Genomic DNA, 17,736 nt, shown 5'->3' with positions numbered 1-17,736 from the left:
AAGGTTCAGAACTGGAAGTTCACGCCGAAATTGAACGTCCGTCCGATCCGGGTCTGGAACAGCGTGTCGCGGCGCGTGCTGTCGATATACAGGTTGTTGCGCTCGTCGGTGAGGTTCTGCACCTCGAGGATCGCCTTGATATTGTCGGTGATCGCATAGGAGGCCGAGGCGTCGACGAAGACGTTCGGCGAATTGCCCTGGATGTCGCTGCCGGCCGGCCCCGGGATGCCGCGGATGTACCGATCGCGATAGCTCGCGGTGCCGCGGATGCTGAACTTGCTGTCTTCGTAGAACAGCGTGCCGCTGGCGGTGTTCTTCGACAGTCCGATCAGATCGGCGGTGGTGCCGACCGTGCAGGCCCCGTTCACGCTGGTGAGGCAGTAATTGATCGTCGAGGTGACGTGGGTGTAATTCGCCAGCACGCCGAAATTGCCGAGGAAGCCGGGCAGGAAATCGAGCTGCACCTGCGCATTGACTTCGACGCCTTCCAGCGGCCCGCCCGGCGTGTTGAACGGCTGGCTGACGTTGAAGAAGTCCGCGGGAGTCGACGGCGTCCCTGCCAGCAACTCGGCCGGAAGACCCAGTTCGCTGAACTGGATCCGGCTGGTGATGCGCTGGACGAAGGTTTTGATGTTCTTCTTGAAATAGGCGACCGACAGCAGCGAGCCCGGCTTGAAATACCATTCCAGCGCGGCATCGAAAGTATCGGCGCGGATCGGGTCGAGGAACGGATTGTTGATCGTACCGCTCTGGGTGGTCGCCGTGATGCTGCTCGTCGGCGTCAGGCTGGGGAGATCCGGACGCGACATCACCTTCGCCGCTGCGAGGCGCAGGAACAGATCACGGTTGATCTCCCACACCACGTTGGCGGAAGGCAGCCAGTCGGTATAGCCGCGGTTGACCTGCGTATAGACGCGGCGCGTGCCGGTGGGGCTGGATGCTGCGGTGATCGGGACATAGCCCGAGGCCAGCATGTCGGTGCGGACGTAGCGGACGCCGACATCGCCGCGCAGGGTGAGCGGGAACAGGCCTTCGGTGTTGAAGGTCGCCATCGCATAGACGCTCTTGACCTCCTCGCGGACGCGGGCACGGCTGCCGCCGCAGTCCACGTCGCAATAGCGCACCGCATCGAGGTCGAAGAGCGCGTCCCATTTGTCCGGATCGATCGCCGCCCAGCTGGCCGGCGCGCCGTTGCCCCATAAATTGTCGAGCCCGCTGATCTGGCGCGTGATGCTGGCGAGACTGGTGCCCGCGGGAAGCGGGCGAATGGCCAGGTCGGCGGTATAGGGCGCGAGGTTGTACGAGTTGAAATCGCTTTCGCGATACTGGCCGCCCACCTTGAACTTCAGGCCCTGATCGACATTCCATAGCGTGTTGAGTTCGAAGGTGCCGTTGTCGGTCTGCGCCTTGGACGGCTTGCCCTGGAAGCTGAAGCCACCGGTCACCGGCGCGGCGGCATTCGCGCGCGGCCCGTAGAGGAAATTGGCCGGGTTCGACACGTCGAACCCGAAGCCGATCTTCGGCGTGGCGCCGCCGTCGCGGAAGTCGATCGAGAAGCCGTCGGTGTGGATGGCGTCCATGAAAGTCTGGAAGCGCTTCGGACCCCACCAGACCGACTGGTTGATGCCGAACAGGCCGGTGATCTCGAGCGTGTCGTTGAAGCGGTGGCGGAAGTTCAGATTGCCCTGCTTGAAGTCCGAGATGAAGTGATCGACCAAGCCTTCGGAGCGCACATTGACGCCGTCGAACAGGCCGTAAACCAGCGAGCCATTCTCGTCGAATTCGATGTCGCGCACCGAAACCGTCGCCTGCCCGAGCTCGTTGACCAACCGGCCGAACGACATGGCCGCGATATAATTGTCGCGGCGCTCCACGTCATAGCGCGAATAGAGCATGTCGAAGCTGATATCGGTGTCGTCATCCGGCGTGAACTGGATGGTGAGCGTGCCGCCGATGCGCTTGGTGTCCTGTTCGGAATTCACGTAGCGCGGCAGCCGCGGCAAGAAGGCGCCGCTGCCCGGTATGGCGGCGGCATCGGCACGACGCAGGTTGAAGACGGTAGCATAGGCAGCCTGGGTGCTGGTGCGCGGGTTGCCCGCACTGCAATTCGCTGCATTCGCGCCGATGTTCACCCCATTGTTGGCGGTCGCCGTGGTCGGACTGACATAGGTCACGCCGTTCTGCACGAAGCCGCCGACCGGGGTGCAATAAGGCAGGATCGGGATCGGGCCGTTGCCGTCGGTGTCGAGGCCGTTCGCATTGGCCGAGAGGACGTCCACCGCCGAATAGCCGACTTCGCGGACGTGGCGCTTCTGATAGGCGACCGAGGCAAGCACGCCCCAGCTGTCGTTCAGCTTCTTGGAAACGATCAGCGAAGCGCGCGGATCGACCTTCTTGCTGATCGTGTTGTAGACGCCGCGCGCGGTCGCCGAGAAGACAAAGTCCTTGTCGAAATTCATCGGCTTGGGCGCGTTGAGATCGACGGTCGCGCCGAGCGAGCCCTCTTCCACATCGGCCGACGTGGTCTTGCGCACCGCCAACGACGAGAAAATCTCGGTCGGAAAGACGCTGAAATCGAAGCTGCGGCCGGAATTGCCGGCGCCGTAAATATCCGACGAGCCGGTTTGCGCGGTGCCTTCCATGCCGTTGATCCGCACGCGGGTGAATTGCGCGCCGAGCCCGCGGACCGAAATGTTGCGGCCCTCGCCGCCATCGCCGCGCGACAGGGCGACGCCGGGGACGCGTTGCATCGATTCGGCGAGATTGCTGTCGGGAAATTTGCCGATGTCCTCGGCGACGATCGAGTCGACCGCGGCGGTCTCCTCGCGCTTCTGGTTGAGCGCGCTGTTGAGCGAGGCGCGGAAGCCCTGGACGACGATTTCGCTCTCGTCTGGGGGGACGTTCTGCTGGGCGGCCGGGTCGGCGGCAGACGCGTCCTGTGCCATTGCCACCGGTATCCATGCCAGCGCGACAGCTAGAGCGGCGCTTGAAATTCCGGCCCCGCGAACACGCGAATACGATGCAACCCTCATGCTGATCCCCTCCTCTTGTCCTGCCGACCGCTGCGCTTGTCGCGTCAGTCAGTCTCATTTCTTGTTCTTATTTCCCAATATATATGACTTACCTGAAACGGTCCGCCAATCCCCCTTTTGCCATTTGCCCGATCCATGTGGGGTTTTGGTCACAGTCGAGACACATATCGCGGCGAGGCGCACGTCGGGCCGCGCCGACGCTAAATCTGCGCGGCGCTGCAGCTTTTGTCCAGCGGTGTCATCTTGACGGCAAACGACGCCGCTCAGCAGCAGGCGAAGCTGCCCAATGGCTTGGCTCGGTTGAGGTCCGGACGCTCGGCGAGAACCTTCTCGGCCAGCGGCACCTTCAGCGCCTTGAGCTCCTGCGCCACGAGATTGGCCATCGCGCGGGCGCCGAGCTCGCTGAAATGGGTGTCGTCAGCGATGCCGTTGGGGAAGGCGGCGATTTTGTCGGCCGCGGTGTAATGGAGGTAATATTTCTTCGATCCGGCCTCGCCGGCACTGCTGACCAGATCGAGCGAGCGCGTCTCGAGATCGATCATCGGCGTGTTGGTGCTCGCCACCAGTTCGCGCTCGACCTGCGAATATGCCGCGAAATCGGCCTTGGCGCGCGCGCCGTCGAAGGAGCGGCGGGCAGGGGGCGTGACCAGCACCGGGATCAGGCCGCGGCCGCGCGACTCCCAGATCATCCGCAGCAGATTGTCGCGGTAAAGTGTTGCGGCGGGGGCATAGCGCTCGGGGCGCGAGACGCTGGCGTCGTTATGCCCGAACTGGATCAGCACCACGTCGCCGGGCCTGGCCTCGGCGAGCAAGGCGTCCCATTTGCCTTCGGAGATGAAGGTCCGCGTGCTGCGGCCGCCCACGGCGCGGTTGATCACCTCGACATCGGGGGCGAGGCCGCATTTGAGCATCATCCCCCAGCCGGTCTGCGGATAGCGATCGGCGCCGTAATTGGCCGCGGTCGAATCGCTCGCGATCAGGATGCGCTGCTGCGCCTCGGCGGGCAGGGCCCAGGCGAGGACCGCGACTCCGGCGGCGAGCAGCGCCCTCATTGCAGATTCACGAAAGCGCCGCCGTCGACCAGCAAGGCCGCGCCGGTGACATAGGCCGCCATGTCCGAAGCGAGGAAGACGATCGGCCCGGCGAGATCCTCGGCCTGGCCCAGCCGGCCGAGCGGGATGCGGCCTTCCATGTATTTGCGCTTCTCCACATCGGCGAGATCGTCCTTGTTGATCTCGGTGAGGATCGTGCCGGGCAACACCGAATTGCAGCGGATATTGTGCTTGCCCAGCGCGATCGCAGTCGACTGCATCAGCGAATGCAGCCCCGCCTTGGTCGGGGTGTAGTGCGTTTGATATTCGCCGCCGACCAAAGCCGAGATCGAGGAGACCGCGATCAGCGCGCCGCCATGGCCCTGCGCGACCATCTGGTTGGCCGCCGCCTGGCACATGAAATAGCCGCCGAGCAGATTGACCTGCATCGTCCGCTGGACGGTCTCGACGGGCATGTCGAGGAACGAATGGAACGGGCAGATTCCGGCGTTGGAGACCATCACGTCGACCTTGCCGAACGCCTCGACTGCTTTCCGCACGAACTCGGTCGCGGTCTCCGGCGCGGCGACGTCGCCTTTCACCGCCAGCCCGCGCTGGCCGGCCGCCTCGATCTCGGCGACGCATGCCGCAGCATCGTCGTCGCGGCTGTGATAGTTGATGACGACATCGGCGCCGGCTTTGGCGGCGCCGACCGCGGCGGCGCGGCCGATGCCCGTCGATGCGCCCGTGACGAGCACGGTCTTGCCTTCCAACAACCTCACAAGCCTCTCCCGATACTATCTGCGTGAACGTCGCGGCGGGCGCACGTCGGGGCTCCAGCCCAGATCGGTGCTGATCCGCTGCGCGGTTTCGCGGACCTGGCCGCTCAGCGCCGCCATCCGCTCGTCGTCCATATATTGCGCGGCGCTCGACACGCTGATCGCCGCGACGATCTTTCCGGAGACGTCGCGCACCGGCGCGGCGACGCAGCGGATCTGATCCTCATTTTCCTCGAGGTCGAAAGCATGGCCGGCCTCGGCATAGCCGCGCATCCGCTCGAACCATGTCTCGCGATCCGCGCGCGGCGCGCCATGCGCCTGATCGGCTTCGAACAATCGCGTCCATTCCGCTTCGCTGCCGTCGACGAGCAGCGCCTTGCCGAGCCCGGTCGAGGTCAGCGGCTGGCGATCGCCGATCCGGCTCGAAATCTCGACGCGGCGGCGGCCGGGGATCTTGTCGAGATAGAGCGCGAGGTCGCCGTCCATTCGGCCGAGATGCACCGTGTCCTCGGATGCCGCGGCCAGCTCTTCCATGCGCGGGCGGGCGATCTGGACGATGTCGGCCTGACTCTGCGCGAGAAAGCCCAATTGGATCAATTTGGGGCCGAGCTGATAGCCGTCGCGCGGGAGGTAAGTGAGGAAGCCGCGGTCGATCAGCGCATTGGCGAGGCGGTGGGTGGTCGAGCGCGTGAGCCCCATCCGTGCCGAAAGCTCGGCGAGCTTGATCGGGCCGTCGATCACCTTGTCGAGCATGTCGAGCCCGCGGATCAGCGTCTGGCTGCCCTGCACCTTGGGGCCCGCCTTCTTCTCGGTCGGTTCCGATTCAGCGTTTGACGGGTCGCGTCTCATCTCGTAACATCCTATCCCATAAAGTGGAAAAGTAAAGCATCAGGAGGGGTGCGAAGCGGCGGAGCATTTCGGCTCGCGCCAGACCCTTTCAAACCGGAACAACGGCGCGGCGTATCACATGATGGTATTCGTTGCGCGCGATTTTTCACATTCTCAGGCGGCGTGCCCGGATATGGTACGCTGGCCCTAAAGGGGATCGATTGACGTGGCTGCAGCCGGCCTTTCGAAGATCAAGCACGTCCGTGCCTTTACCGTCCGCGGCGGCGGTGCCGATTATCATGATCAGGGCGGTGGTCACTGGATCGACGATCACATCGCCACGCCGATGGCGCGCTATCCCGAATATCGCCAGTCGCGGCAAAGTTTCGGCATCAACGTGCTCGGCACCCTGATCGTCGAGATCGAGGCCGAGGACGGCACGATCGGCTTCGCGGTGACCACCGGCGGCGAGCCCGCGGCGTTCATCGTCGAAAAGCATCTCGCGCGCTTCCTCGAAGGCCGCAGCCCGACCGACTATGAGAAGATCTGGGACCAGATGTACTTCTCGACGCAATATTATGGCCGCAAGGGTCTGGTGGTGAATGCCATTTCGGGCGTCGACCTTGCGCTCTGGGACCTGCTCGGCAAGTTGCGCGGCGAGCCGGTCTATCAAATGCTCGGCGGCGCGGTGCGCGACGAATTGCAATTCTACGCGACCGGCGCACGGCCCGACGTGGCCAAGGAGCTCGGCTTTATCGGCGGCAAGCTCCCGCTCCACCACGGCCCGGCCGAGGGACTGGACGGGCTGCACAGGAACATCGCCGATCTCGCCGACATGCGCGCCAAGGTCGGCGACGATTTCTGGCTGATGCTCGATTGCTGGATGAGCCTCGACCTCGATTATGCCACCCGGCTCGCCCACAGGGCGTACAATGAGTGCGGCTTGAAGTGGATCGAGGAGGCGCTGAGCCCCGACGATTATTGGGCCTATGCCGCATTGAAGAAGAACGCCCCCAGGGGCCTGCTCGTCACCACCGGCGAGCACGAGGCGACCCGTTGGGGCTTCCGCATGCTGATGGACATGGAATGCTGCGACATCATCCAGCCCGATGTGGGCTGGTGCGGCGGCGTCACCGAACTGATCAAGATTGCCAATTATGCCGACAGCAAGGGCGTCCTGATGATCCCGCACGGCTCGAGCGTCTACAGCTATCACTTCGTCATCACCCGGCATAACTCGCCCTTCGCCGAGTTCCTGATGATGCATCCCGGGCCGACCGAAGTCGTCCCGATGTTCCACCCGCAATTGATCGGCGAGCCGGTGCCCGTGAACGGGCGCCTGCATGTGAGCGCGCTCGACAAGCCCGGCTTCGGGGTCGAGCTCAATCGCGAACTGCCGATGCACCGCCCCTACACGCATTGAGACTGAGAGATCTGACCCATGAAACTCTGCCGTTTTGGAACCGCCGGTAACGAACGCCCCGGCCTGATCGACGCCGACGGCGCGATACGCGACTTGTCGGGCGTGATCGCCGATGTGGGCCCCGCCGAGATCTCTCCCGAGGGGCTGGCAAGGCTCGCCGCGATCGACCCGGCATCGCTGCCCAAGGTCGAGGGCGATCCGCGCTACGGCGCCTGCGTCGCCGGCACGCGGCAGTTCGTCGCGATCGGCCTGAACTATGCCGATCACGCGGCGGAATCGAACCTGCCGATCCCCGAAGAGCCGGTGGTGTTCCAGAAATGGGTGACCTGCATCCAGGGACCGAACGATCCGGTGACGATCCCGAAGGATTCGAAGAAGACCGATTGGGAAGTCGAGCTCGGCGTGATCATCGGCAAGCGCGCTTCCTACGTTTCGGAAGCCGATGCGCTCAGCCATGTCGCCGGCTATTGCGTGATCGACGACATTTCCGAGCGCCACTGGCAGACCGAGCGCGGCGCGACCTGGGACAAGGGCAAGGGCTTTCCGACCTTCGGCCCGATCGGCCCCTGGCTGGTCACCGCCGACGAGGTCGGCGATCCGCAGAATTTGAGCATGTGGCTCGACGTCAATGGCGAGCGCAAGCAGGACGGATCGACCAAGACGATGATCTTCACCGTCGCGCAGATCATCGCCTATCTCTCGCAGTTCATGATCCTCGAGCCCGGCGACGTCATCACCACCGGCACGCCTCCCGGCGTCGGCCTCGGCCAGAAGCCCGAGCCCTGGTATCTGAAGGCGGGCGACGTCGTGACTCTCGGCATCGAGAAACTCGGCGAGCAGCGTCAGGAATTCGTGGCGTGGGTGGCCGAATGACCGTTTATTCCGGCCGCTTCGCCGGCCGCACCGCGGTCATCACCGGCGGCACCGGGGGGCTCGGTCTTGCGGTCGCGCGCCGCTTCATCGCCGAAGGGGGCGAGGTCGCGCTCTGGGACCTGAACGCCGATGCGCTCGCCACGGTGGCGGGCGAGATCGGCGCGAAGCACAATGTCGTGCTCGACGTTTCCGATCCCGCGGCGGTCGCCCGGGCCGCCAAAGACAGCGCCGCGGCGCTCGGCCGGATCGACGTGCTGGTCAATTCGGCCGGGATCACCGGCGCGACCGTGCCGGTCCACGAATTCCCGCTCGACAGCTGGCAGCGCGTGATCGACATCAACCTCAACGGCCTGTTCTATTGCTGCCGCGAAGTGATCCCGCAGATGCTGGCGAACGGCTATGGCCGGATCGTCAACGTCGCCTCGGTCGCGGGCAAGGAAGGCAATCCCAACGCCTCGGCCTATTCGGCGTCGAAAGCGGGGGTGATCGGCCTCACCAAGTCGCTCGGCAAGGAACTGGCGGGCAAGGGCATCATCGCCAACGCGCTGACTCCGGCGACGTTCGAGAGCCCGATCCTCGAACAACTCCCCGCGAGCCAGGTCGATTACATGCGCTCGAAGATCCCGATGGGCCGCCTCGGCGAGGCCGAGGAAAGCGCCGCGATGATCCTGTTCATGGCGAGCGAGGAATGCAGCTTCACGACGGCGTCGACTTTCGACACGTCCGGGGGGCGGACGACGTATTGAACTAATTCCTCCCCGAGCTTGCTCGGGGAGGGGGACCATGCGCAGCATGGTGGAGGGGCGCCGCGCAGCGGCGTTTGTGGAGCGGTACCCGGCGACTGCGGCGGCGCCTCTCCACCATTGCCTGCGGCAATGGTCCCCTCCCCCAGGCGAGCTCGGGGAGGAGTTGGAGAGGAAATGGCGCGCGATCTGCCGTTCATCGATGCCCATGTGCATCTCTGGGACCTCGACCGCATCGCCTATCCGTGGCTGACGCCGCCCTTCGCCGATGACGGCCCCAATGGCAGCGTCGCGCCGATCGCCAGGACCTATCTGCTCGACGACTACCTCGCCGATGCCGAGGGCTGGGACGTCCGCGGCATCGTCCATGTCGATGCCGGTGCCGACGCCAGCGCCGCGCTCGCCGAGACCGAATGGCTGCAGGGCCTCGCCGACGCACGCGGCATGCCCAATGCGATCATCGCCTTCGCCGCGCTCGACGACCCCGGGATCGAGGCCTTGCTCGACGCGCATGCCGCGCACCACGCCGTCCGCGGCATCCGCCACATCGTCAACTGGCACGCCGACCCGCGCCGCAGCTACACGCCGCGCGACGTCACGCAGGACGAGGCCTGGGCGCAGGGCTTCGCCTTGCTCGGCAAATACGGGCTGAGCTTCGACCTCCAGGCCTATCCCGGCCAGTTCGCGGGGCTCGCGGAGATCATCGCGCGGCACCCCGAAACGCAAATCATTATCAACCATACCGGCATGGCGGTGCCCGGCGAATGGGAGCAGTGGCGCACCGGCATGGCCGCGCTCGCCGCCTTGCCCAATGTCGCGACCAAGCTCTCGGGAATGGGCTTCACGCATCGCCCGTGGAGCCTCGACCAGGCACGGCTCTACATCCTCGAAGCGATCGGGTTGTTCGGCACCGACCGCGCGATGTTCGCCAGCGACTTTCCGACCGACAAGCTCTTCGGCAGCTTCGCGCAGCATCTCGACGCCTATGCCGCGATCACTGCCGATTTCAGCGAGGACGAGCGCCGCGCGCTGTGGGGGCGCAACGCCGATCGCATCTACCGGCTCGGGCTGGGCATCTGAGGGGGCATATGAGCGACACGCAGGACCATAAGTGGCGCGACACCATTCTCGCCGGCCTCGCCAATTATATCGATGCGGGGTCGATCGTCGCCGGATCGGTCGCGCTGGCGCTGTGGAAGGAGATTTACGGCCTTTCGGACAGCTTTATCGGGCTGATCGGGGCGTTCAGCGCCAACGCGATCTCCGCCGGTGTCGGCGCGCTGATCGGCGGCATCCTGTGCGACAAATTCGGTCGCAAGAAGATCTACCAGTACGACATGCTGTTCTACGCGTTCGGCATGCTGTTCCTCGTCTTCGCCTCGGCGCCGTGGATGATCGTGCTGGGGTTCGTTCTCGTGGGCCTCGCGGTCGGCGCGGACATCCCCGCCTCGTGGTCGCTGATCGCCGAGCAGGCGCCCGACGACAAGCGCGGCGCGCATTCGGGCGTGGCGCAATTGCTCTGGTACCTCGGCCCGGTCGCGGTGCTGGTCGCGGCCTTTTTCCTCCAGCCCTGGGGCATCACCGGAGTGCGCTGGATCTTCGCGCATCTGGCCGTGCTGGCGCTGGGGCTGACCTTCCTGCGTTCGCGGATGCGGGAGTCGCAGCGTTGGGAGGAGAGCCAGGCACAGGACCAGCAGACCGGCTGGCGCGAGCTGTTCAGTCCGCGCTATTTCGCGGCGGTGCTGTTCCTCGCCGCGATGTACGGCTTCTGGAACCTGTGGGCGGGGTTCAACGGCTTCTTCACGCCCTATCTCGTCAACCAGCATGATCTGCCCGAATGGGTCGCGACGATCGTGCCGGCGAGCTATTTCCTGATCGGCATGGTCTCGATCCTCGCGATCTTCATGACGCTGTCCGACAAGGTCAACCAGCGGCTGCTGTTCGGCATTTCCGCGGCGATGCATGTGGTCGGCATGGCGATCCTCGCGATCTTCGGCTTCACGCTGGAGATCTACATCCTCCATGTGATCATCATGGGGGTGGCTGGCGGTTTCGGCGCGCAGAGCTTCTTCCAGCTCTGGTCGGCCGAGCTTTTCCCAACCGCGATCCGCTCGACGGCGCAGGGTCTTACCTTCGCCATCGTCCGCATCGGCCTCGGCATCTGGAGCTTCTTCGTGCCGTGGCTCGCATCCTATGATTACACCACGCTGGCGTGGATCCTGACCGGCTTCCTCGTCGCCTCGAGTGTGATCGGATTGATCTGGGCGCCACGCAACGAAGGTAAGTCGCTCGAGGAAATCGCGGCGGGGCGGAGCTAAGGGCATGCGATTCAAGCATTTGCTCGCTGCGCTGGCCGTACTCACGGCGGCCCCAGTCGCCGCGCAGCAAAAGCCCGCCGAAGCGCCGCTGCTCCTCCCGCAAATGCAGCTCCACGATCCCTTCATCGTCGCCGACAATGCCAGCAAGACCTATTATCTCTTCACCCGCAACGAGACCGCGATGACCGGTGAGCGCCGGCTCGGCACGATGGTCTATGCCAGCAGGGACCTGAAGCACTGGAGCCGCCCGCGGGTAGTGTTCACGCTGCCCGAAGGCATTTGGGCCAAGGGCGGCGCCTGGGCGCCCGAGGTGCATCAATGGCGGGGCAAATGGTACCTCTTCACGACCTTCCACGATGAAGCCGCGACCTTGCCGCCCGAAGGCAATCGCAAGCCCTATCGCCGCGGCACCATCCTCGCGGTGGCTGACAAGGTGGACGGGCCATATCGCGCCGTCCGGAACGGCGAGCCGATCGCGCCCAAGGAATTGATGACGCTCGACGGCACGCTCCATGTCGATGCCGCGGGCAAGCCGTGGCTCGTCTATGCCCATGAATGGCTGCAGACTACGGTGGGCACGATCGAGGCGATCCCGCTCGACGACATGCTCGCCGCCGCGGGCCCGCCCAAGCTGTTGTTTCGCGCCGACGAAGCGCCCTGGGCCAAGGGCCAGCGCCAGCCCGACGGCGACAGCGTCTGGGTGACCGACGGTCCCGAATTTTATCGCACCGCCAAAGGCACGCTGGTGATGCTGTGGTCGAGCTATGGCGAGCGCGGCTATGTCCAGTCGATCGCGCGCTCGAAATCGGGCAGCCTCGAAGGGCCGTGGGAGCAGCTCGACCCGCTGGTCCGCCGCGACAGCGGTCACGGCATGCTGTTCCGCGCGTTCGACGGCCGGCTGATGATGGTCCTCCACCGGCCCTTCACCTTCGCGCTCGGCAAGCTCTATGAGATGAAGGATGCGGGCGACCGGGTGGAAGTCGTGCGCGAAGCGACCGAACTCGACCTCGAAGCCTATCCCACCCACCCGTGCATCCAGCCGCACACACCGACCGAGCGGAAGGTGGATTGCTAATTTGACGGTGCTCCTGCGAAAGCGCGGGCCGAGCCTAAGTTGACCAAGTTGGCGGAAACGCAAAACATCTCGCAACATTATCGCGCGAAATTTGCGGCGCGCGATCCGTTTCCCGAACGATATGAAAGAGCGGCCGGCGAGGATCCGGCCCTGCGAGCCAAGCAGGCGAAATCCTACATTGCAAGACGTGCCGGAGCGCCGCGCCGACTGACGAAGGTCGGCGGTAATACGAGGCTTAGCGTCTGAGGCTCCGGCGCCGTCGCACGGGGCAAATCCCGATTTGGCGGCAGCGTCGCCCAGGCGATTGCCACACCCGACGTGTCCTCGACCGTATTGAGCCGCATGCCCTTCGGCACGGCGATCCGCTTCGCCAGCCGGCCCGCCAGCGTCCTTCCCGGCCGTTCGCCGTTTCGGGCCAGCGTCGCGCCATCGAGCAGCAGGTCTATCGGCTTGCCGTCGCGCGCCACCGGCACGCGGAGCATCCTCCCATCCATTCGGGGCGCCTCGACGTGCAGGCGGAAGTCCAGCGAGCCCGGGCCGCCGAAATCCCAGCGAAAGCCCTTCCAGTCGCTCGCCTGCACGATCCGCCAGGCACGCGCCTCGCGACGCGCGACATAGACCTGGGTGTTCCCCGCCGCGTCGAGCTTGTGGAATGCGATCGCCGGCCGCCCGGCGGCGTCGAAACCGATCGGCGTGTTGTTGTTGATCATGCCGCCGCGCACCGGCACCGGATCGACCACCTCGGCATCACCCAGCCGGATCGGCAGGGGCAAAGGCGTGCCGTCCGAGCGCTCCCAATGCAGCAGGTCGCGGCTGCGAGCATAGGAAAGATCGTGATTGGTCGCCGCATCGGGAGTGTCGCGCCAGACCCAGCTGAGATGGAACCAGCCGTCGGGACCAGATACCGGCCCGACGAAATAGGCGCTGCGCCGGCCTTCGCCGTCGACCAGCGGCGCGTCGAGCAGCCGCTTCCACGCCGCGCCGTCGAGGATATTGTAGATCTCGCGCCCACGCCCGCTGCCCCCGTCGCGATATTTGAAGATCAGGCTGCCGCCGGCGTTCTTCAGGAACATCGGATAGGTCATGCTCCGCTCGCTCGCCCGGTCGGTCATGACTTCGACCCGGGCGAGGGTGCGGACATCGCCCGCGCTGGACGTGCGAAAATAGACGAGCGGATCATTGTGCATGTTGGCGGCGACATGAAGCTGTCCGGCGGTGTCGATCGCCATGGCGATGCGATTGTGGCTATCCCAGCCGACCTTGCTCGGCAGCCGCTTATAGGTCCACCCGGAAGACTTGCGCGAGCGGCTGGCGACGCTCAACTGGCGTGCGGCATCGTAATAGCCGACGAAGATGCGCTCTTCGGCCACCACGAGGGCGAAGGGCACGTCATGACCGGCCCAAACGCGGTCGACCGCCTCGATCCGCTGTGCCGCCGCCGGCGCCGCGCAGACCAGAGTGAGCGGCGCCAGCAGCCGCAGCATCAGTCGAGCTTCAGGTCTGCGACTGCGCTGGCCGCGAGCAGGAACGCGCCGACGCCATAATATTGGGTGTCGGTGGCGAGCACCTGTTCGGGCCTATCGCTGACTTGCTGGACATAGCCGAGCCGGCCGTCGGGCTGGATCGCGCGATTGAGTGCCGACCAGCCCTTTCGCACCACCGGTGCATATTCGGCCCGCGGCAGCAGCCCGGCCTTGATCCCCCAGGCAAGGCCATAGGTGAAGAAGCCGGTGCCGCTCGATTCGGGCGGCGAATCCTCGGGCGCGAGCAGCGAGGGCGCCCAATAGCCGTCGGGCTTCTGCACGGCCTTCACCTTGCCCGCCATCTCGACGAACAAGGCCTCGAGCTTCTTCCGCTCGGGATCGCTTTTGGGCAGTTTCGGGATCATCAGCGCGAGCCCTGCGACCACCCAGCCATTGCCGCGACTCCAGAACATCTTCCGCCCCCCGGCGTCGCGCCGGTCGAAGAAACGGCTGTCGCGGTAGAAGAGCCGTTCGGCCGGATCGTAGAGGAAATTGGTGGTCGCCCAGATCTCGCGGAGCGCATAATCGCGGTAGCGTCGGTCGCCGGTCTGGTTCGACAGCTCGAGCATCGCCGGCGGCGCCATGAACAGCGCATCGCACCAGCACCAGCGCGCGAGGCACTCGGTCGCGCCATAGCCGCCCTTTTCCGGAACGACGAAGGCGAGCGTCACGCGCGGGGCGTTGTTCACGACATTGTCGAAGACGCGGCGCACCGACTGCACCGGAGCCGAGCCTGCACCATGCTTCGCCGTCCAGAGATAGCTCTGGGTGATCGCATGATCGTCGGCGAAGAAGGGCAGACGGCCCGGCTGCCACTTATTGGAGCGGCCCATGTCGAGGATCGCCTTGCCGATATCGGCGGGCGCGCCGTGATCGGCGAGCGCGGTCATGCCGACCCAGAATGCCGCCTGCTCCCACGCCCGCGGATTGCCTGTCTCGCCGCCGGCGCGGGAGATGTGGCTGGTGTCGGTCATCCGCGCGAGCTGCCAGCGTGCCAGCCTGGTCGCAGTGTCGATCGCCGCGCGCGGGCTCGCTGCGGGCGCCTGGGCGAGCGCCGCGCCCGGCGCCGCGCCGGTTGCAGCCAGCAGGAGCAATGCGGTGCGCAGCGACATGCGGATCCCCTCTTCGTTATTGAAGGGTCATAGCAAAGCCGCGCCGGAAAAGAAGAAAGCTGGAGGACTCGCGTCCCCCGGCCTTGCTCGGGCCCGCGGCGTTCCGATCAGAAGCGGAAGCGCACGCCGAGCGAGTAGCTGCGCTCGAGGTACAGCACCTGCCGCGTGTAGACGTCGCCGGTGTCGTACGCGCGTTCGCGCTGCAACGGATTGCCGAGCATGTTCACGATGTCGAACGCCACGGTGATGTTCGGAATCGGCGTGATTGAAGTCGAGAAATCGAGCTGGCCGCGGCCCTTCTCCTTGATCGCGTGCGCGATCGGATCGAAAGCCTCGAGCGTATAGCCGGTGACGAACTTAGACCGGTAATTATAGGCGAGACGCGCCGAGAATTGCGGCTTCTCGTACAATGCGACGAGATTGTACGCCCATTTGGAGACGCCGGGGAATTCCTGCTGCTCGTTGTTGAGCGTCGCCGCGAAGTTCGGCTGCAGGTCGCCCTTGGCATCGATATAGGTGCCGTTGGCCTGCAGGCCGAAGCCCTTCATCCATTCGGGCAGCCCCTCGATGTCGAGGAAGCTGGTGAAGGTGATTTCCGCGCCCTGCAGCCGGGTCTGGCCAAGGTTCACCGGACGGTCGATGCGCAGGCCCGGCTGGCTGCGGTCCGCCACCGTCGCAAGGAAGCCCGCGGCGTCGTGGCGGAAGATCCCTGCGGTGAGCGAGCCGGTCCGCGAGAAATAATATTCGAGGCTCGCGTCGTAATTGTCCGAAGTGAGCGGCTTCAGATTGGGATTGCCGGCCGAACCGCCGCGGCGGCGACGCTCGATGCAGGGCTCGGTCGTGTTGGTTTCGTCGAAGCAGGGATCGTTCGGATCGGTGAAGGTGGGCGGCTGGAACAGCGTCGTGTTGGGTCGAAGATCGAAGAAGTTCGGCCGGGTGCGCGTCTGGGTGAAAGCAAGGCGCATCTGGAGCTTGTCGGTGAAGCCGATGCGCGCGCTCGCATTGGGCAGCCAGTCGGTATATTCGCTTTCGGCGGAAACCGGCGGGTTGGTGACGGGGACGTTCGGAAGCTCGACCCGCGAGAAGCCGTCGATGTTGAGCTTGGTCTTGACGCCGCGCACGCCGACCACGCCGTCGATCACGGTGCCGCCCAGGTCGAAGCCGTATTTCAGCTGCGCATAAGCGGCATAGGACTTTTCATTCGCGCGGAAATTCTCGGACGGATTGAACGCAGGCAGGCCTGCCGGCGCCCCGAAGAAGCTGCGCAACGCGGGCAGATTGTCGCGAATGCTGTCGCGGGTGAGCGTCGCATAGAAGACGTTGGGCTGGACCCGATTGTAGGTGAAACCGGGCAGGCTGGTCTTCACCTCGGCGCCCGGCAGCGAGGTCAGCGGAACGCCGATCCCCTGGCCGTTGGCGTAGAAGTTGCCGAGATTGCGGCCGGCCTTGCGGTCGGAGAAGCGGAAGCCGACGTCCAGCCGCTTCAGGAAGCCCAGATCGAGATCGTAGGAAAGATCCGCACGCGCCTGCAGGTCTTTGCCGTTCACCACCGACAGTTCCTGCCAAAGACCGCGCGTGGTGAAATTGGCGGGGTTGGTGATGTCGTAATTGACGAAGGTCTGCGTCGGCCCGCCGTCCTGCCCGGCCTCGAACTGGACGTTGCGCACCGGCGCGCCGGTCATCGAATAGTCGACGTTGACGTTGTTCGCGGTGTACTGGCTGTCGGTATAGGCGATATCGGCGGAGATCCGCAGCCGGTCGCGCGTCCAGATGATGCCGCCGCCGCCCTGATAGGTGTCGGTCTTGCCGTTGAACGAGCCGGTCCAGCCATCGGGATTGGCCGCACCGGTGACGGTCATGCTCGAAATCTGGTTGGTGCCGGCAAAGGTCGTGATGTTCGACAGCGTCATTCCGGTCCGAACCCCCGGAAGGGTGGTCGGGCCGAAGATCGGGATGAACATCCAGCGGTTGTAATCCTGCGAGCGGAAACCCTGGTAGAGGCCGTCGAGATAGATTTCGAGCTCGGGCGTCGGCTTCCACTGGAACGCGGCGTTGGCCGAGGGGCGCCAGCGCTTGCCATAGCCCTGGTAGATGCCCTGTGCGTCGGGAAAGCGCAGCCCGGCCGGTTGGCCCGGCGCGTAGTTCGTGATCTCGCCGTTCTGCGGATTGACCTGGTTGGTCCGCGCGATCACCAGCGACTGCTCGCGGGTCGAATCGAGGAACTCGATGCCGACATAGGACGCGTTGAACAACAGGCCCATCTCGCCGATGCCGGTGTCCCAGCGGTTGCTGATCAGCAGGTTGCCGTTCGGTGCTTCCTTTTGCGCCTGCTCCGAATGAACATAGTTGAGCGAGCCCGACAGCTCGAAGCCGTCAAAGTCGAAAGGCTTGCGGCCGCGGACGTTGACTGCGCCGGCGATGCCGCCTTCGACCTGGTTGGCGAGGCCGGACTTGTAGACTTCGAGGGCGGCGACGGTGCCGGCGGGGAAATCCTGGATCGCGACGAAGCGACCTTCGGCAGTGAAAATCTCGCGGCCGTTATAGGTGGTGGTCAGATTGGGCAGGCCGCGGACGGTGACCCCCGCCGATTCGCCACCGCCGCGGGTGACGTTCACGCCGGCCACGCGCTGCAGCGCGGAAGAGGCGAAGGTGTCGGGCAGCTTGCCGATATCCTCGGCGACGATCGCGTCGACGATACCTTCGGATTCGCGCTTGATCCGCTGTGAGGTCTCGAGGCTGCGGCGCAAGCCGGTGACGACGATCGCATCCTCTTCCTGCGTGGCGGCATCGGCCGCGACTGCGGCTGCGTCCTGCGCGGCGGGCGCGTCGTCGGTCTGGGCAAAGGCGGGAGCGGTTCCCGCCAAAATGAGAAACGAAGTCGAAGCTAGAATTACGGATTTCAGGCGCATCGCGAACCTCCCCTTGGCAACTGAGCAGGGCTCTTGACGAGCCTCTCTCATTCAAGTCGTCGCTATGCCGTTGCTTCCAACCACCGGCAA

At 65.1% G+C, this 17,736-nt stretch carries 13 protein-coding genes; 6 read left to right on the top strand and 7 right to left on the bottom strand.

Annotated elements, in window-relative coordinates; all coding sequences use genetic code 11:
* Positions 1–5: 5 nt before the first annotated feature.
* From Q9Q95_RS00185 to Q9Q95_RS00170, 4 genes are all read right to left on the bottom strand, one after another.
* Positions 6–2,945, bottom strand: a complete 2,940-nt coding sequence (locus Q9Q95_RS00185) for a TonB-dependent receptor (RefSeq protein WP_306093048.1) — start codon at positions 2,943–2,945, stop codon at positions 6–8.
* Between the two features lie 350 nt (positions 2,946–3,295).
* Positions 3,296–4,084: a rhamnogalacturonan acetylesterase gene (locus tag Q9Q95_RS00180; RefSeq protein WP_306093047.1), complete on the bottom strand. Its 789-nt coding sequence runs from the start codon at positions 4,082–4,084 to the stop codon at positions 3,296–3,298.
* Positions 4,081–4,845 (bottom strand): SDR family NAD(P)-dependent oxidoreductase, encoded by a 765-nt coding sequence (locus tag Q9Q95_RS00175; protein ID WP_306093046.1) that lies wholly within the window; start codon positions 4,843–4,845, stop codon positions 4,081–4,083. Before Q9Q95_RS00175 ends, Q9Q95_RS00180 begins: the two co-directional genes overlap by 4 nt.
* A 15-nt stretch (positions 4,846–4,860) precedes the next feature.
* Complete coding sequence (locus tag Q9Q95_RS00170) at positions 4,861–5,691, bottom strand: IclR family transcriptional regulator (RefSeq protein WP_306093045.1); 831 nt, start codon at positions 5,689–5,691, stop codon at positions 4,861–4,863.
* 205 nt (positions 5,692–5,896) lie between these two features.
* On the opposite strand from Q9Q95_RS00170, the gene rhmD reads away from it, so the two are divergent.
* The 6 genes from rhmD to Q9Q95_RS00140 all read left to right on the top strand — a co-directional run bounded on the left by rhmD (position 5,897) and on the right by Q9Q95_RS00140 (position 12,102).
* A complete protein-coding gene (gene rhmD, locus Q9Q95_RS00165; RefSeq protein WP_306093044.1) occupies positions 5,897–7,093 on the top strand; it encodes an L-rhamnonate dehydratase in 1,197 nt (398 codons plus the stop codon).
* Positions 7,094–7,111: 18 nt separating this feature from the next.
* Complete coding sequence (locus Q9Q95_RS00160; protein ID WP_306093043.1) at positions 7,112–7,966, top strand: fumarylacetoacetate hydrolase family protein; 855 nt, start codon at positions 7,112–7,114, stop codon at positions 7,964–7,966.
* On the top strand, positions 7,963–8,712 hold the full coding sequence (locus Q9Q95_RS00155; protein WP_306093042.1) for an SDR family NAD(P)-dependent oxidoreductase: 750 nt from the start codon (positions 7,963–7,965) through the stop codon (positions 8,710–8,712). Before Q9Q95_RS00160 ends, Q9Q95_RS00155 begins: the two co-directional genes overlap by 4 nt.
* A 174-nt stretch (positions 8,713–8,886) precedes the next feature.
* Positions 8,887–9,789 carry an amidohydrolase gene (locus Q9Q95_RS00150; protein WP_306093041.1) on the top strand — a complete coding sequence of 301 codons (903 nt, stop codon included), beginning with the start codon at positions 8,887–8,889 and terminating at the stop codon, positions 9,787–9,789.
* A gap of 8 nt (positions 9,790–9,797) precedes the next feature.
* Positions 9,798–11,027, top strand: a complete 1,230-nt coding sequence (locus Q9Q95_RS00145) for an MFS transporter (RefSeq protein WP_306093040.1) — start codon at positions 9,798–9,800, stop codon at positions 11,025–11,027.
* A 4-nt stretch (positions 11,028–11,031) separates the two neighbouring features.
* Positions 11,032–12,102, top strand: a complete 1,071-nt coding sequence (locus Q9Q95_RS00140; RefSeq protein WP_306093039.1) for a glycoside hydrolase family 43 protein — start codon at positions 11,032–11,034, stop codon at positions 12,100–12,102.
* A gap of 173 nt (positions 12,103–12,275) precedes the next feature.
* On the opposite strand, the gene Q9Q95_RS00135 is transcribed toward Q9Q95_RS00140, so the two are convergent.
* The 3 genes from Q9Q95_RS00135 to Q9Q95_RS00125 all read right to left on the bottom strand — a co-directional run bounded on the left by Q9Q95_RS00135 (position 12,276) and on the right by Q9Q95_RS00125 (position 17,601).
* Positions 12,276–13,586, bottom strand: a complete 1,311-nt coding sequence (locus Q9Q95_RS00135) for a BNR repeat-containing protein (protein ID WP_306093038.1) — start codon at positions 13,584–13,586, stop codon at positions 12,276–12,278.
* Positions 13,586–14,737 (bottom strand): glycoside hydrolase family 105 protein, encoded by a 1,152-nt coding sequence (locus Q9Q95_RS00130; RefSeq protein ID WP_306093037.1) that lies wholly within the window; start codon positions 14,735–14,737, stop codon positions 13,586–13,588. Before Q9Q95_RS00130 ends, Q9Q95_RS00135 begins: the two co-directional genes overlap by 1 nt.
* A gap of 107 nt (positions 14,738–14,844) precedes the next feature.
* Positions 14,845–17,601, bottom strand: a complete 2,757-nt coding sequence (locus Q9Q95_RS00125; RefSeq protein WP_306093036.1) for a TonB-dependent receptor — start codon at positions 17,599–17,601, stop codon at positions 14,845–14,847.
* Positions 17,602–17,736: the final 135 nt, after the last annotated feature.

Source organism: Sphingomonas sp. DG1-23, from assembly GCF_030730875.1.
In the GTDB taxonomy this organism is placed as follows: Bacteria; Pseudomonadota; Alphaproteobacteria; order Sphingomonadales; family Sphingomonadaceae; genus Sphingomonas.
The sequence above is the reverse complement of the archived record's forward strand: the minus strand, read 5'-3'. Positions and strand labels throughout refer to the sequence as shown.

Bases quoted from the DNA above. Each gene is read 5' to 3' on its own strand.
- Q9Q95_RS00140 (WP_306093039.1), top strand. From the start codon at position 11,032: ATGCGATTCAAGCATTTGCTCGCTGCGCTGGCCGTACTCACGGCGGCC.
- Q9Q95_RS00155 (WP_306093042.1), top strand. From the start codon at position 7,963: ATGACCGTTTATTCCGGCCGCTTCGCCGGCCGCACCGCGGTCATCACC.
- Q9Q95_RS00145 (WP_306093040.1), top strand. From the start codon at position 9,798: ATGAGCGACACGCAGGACCATAAGTGGCGCGACACCATTCTCGCCGGC.
- Q9Q95_RS00160 (WP_306093043.1), top strand. From the start codon at position 7,112: ATGAAACTCTGCCGTTTTGGAACCGCCGGTAACGAACGCCCCGGCCTG.
- Q9Q95_RS00185 (WP_306093048.1), bottom strand. From the start codon at position 2,945: ATGGCACAGGACGCGTCTGCCGCCGACCCGGCCGCCCAGCAGAACGTC.
- Q9Q95_RS00135 (WP_306093038.1), bottom strand. From the start codon at position 13,586: ATGCTGCGGCTGCTGGCGCCGCTCACTCTGGTCTGCGCGGCGCCGGCG.
- Q9Q95_RS00150 (WP_306093041.1), top strand. From the start codon at position 8,887: ATGGCGCGCGATCTGCCGTTCATCGATGCCCATGTGCATCTCTGGGAC.
- Q9Q95_RS00170 (WP_306093045.1), bottom strand. From the start codon at position 5,691: ATGAGACGCGACCCGTCAAACGCTGAATCGGAACCGACCGAGAAGAAG.
- Q9Q95_RS00130 (WP_306093037.1), bottom strand. From the start codon at position 14,737: ATGTCGCTGCGCACCGCATTGCTCCTGCTGGCTGCAACCGGCGCGGCG.
- Q9Q95_RS00180 (WP_306093047.1), bottom strand. From the start codon at position 4,084: ATGAGGGCGCTGCTCGCCGCCGGAGTCGCGGTCCTCGCCTGGGCCCTG.